General features: G+C 38.1%; 2 protein-coding genes. Both read right to left on the reverse strand.

Annotated features, from left to right (window positions below; translation table 11 throughout):
• Nucleotides 1–139: DUF3265 domain-containing protein (locus FKN93_RS17445; RefSeq protein ID WP_346009400.1), on the reverse strand; the 139-nt coding region annotated here is incomplete at its 3' end.
• A gap of 52 nt (nucleotides 140–191) precedes the next feature.
• On the reverse strand, nucleotides 192–590 hold the full coding sequence (locus FKN93_RS17450; protein ID WP_078927613.1) for an aegerolysin family protein: 399 nt from the start codon (nucleotides 588–590) through the stop codon (nucleotides 192–194).
• Nucleotides 591–713: the final 123 nt, after the last annotated feature.

Below are 713 nucleotides of genomic sequence, written 5' to 3' on the forward strand. Positions count from 1 at the left end.
TATAACGCCGCGTTAAGGGGCAGCCAACGCTACTACCAACTTTCCGCATAACACTGTAACCGCAAAAACCAACGCATGATAAAAATGCCACGCGTTGGCTGTCCCTCTTGAACGCTTTGTTATATTTATACTCTGAAATAAAGAAGACTCGACATATATCGAGCCTTAAAATGCTAGAAATGAACAGCTGATCAGCCTATATATACGGAAACTATACTTACGTTACCGATCGCTCCACTGTCTAGATTTCCACCCGTTACTTGAGTTATAAAATTAGAGTTATCATTTGTCCAAGTCGATGTATTTTTCTTGCTTCCCCATGGACAATCCCAGTAGTAGTTACCTACGTGCGTGTCATCTCGATATATATCAAAAGAACCTTCTGTTCCAGAAGCGGCATCTGAACGACCACATGAAGATATCGTGAATTTTTCACCGACTTTTACGACTCGGCCATCAATATCTTCCGGAGAAATTTCGTTATCTTTACTTCCTTGATAAAATTTGCCCCAATCACTATGAATATTTTTGATAGTGACGTCATAATTTTTAGGTTCGATTGTGATGCTAATCCATTGTGCATAAGCCATATTATATACCTTTTTCATGAATGATAAGTCTACTTATCTGTTCTCATAGCCAACTTGAGATAAGCAAATTTAAGATAGACCATCAAATAGAATGCATCAAGGCTCATAAAAAATATAACGCCC

Source organism: Vibrio sp. A8-1 (assembly GCF_013048685.1).
GTDB classification, from domain to species: Bacteria; Pseudomonadota; Gammaproteobacteria; order Enterobacterales; family Vibrionaceae; genus Vibrio; species Vibrio metschnikovii.

Coding starts and splice junctions, on each gene's coding strand:
- FKN93_RS17450 (WP_078927613.1), bottom strand. CDS start 590: ATGGCTTATGCACAATGGATTAGCATCACAATCGAACCTAAAAATTAT.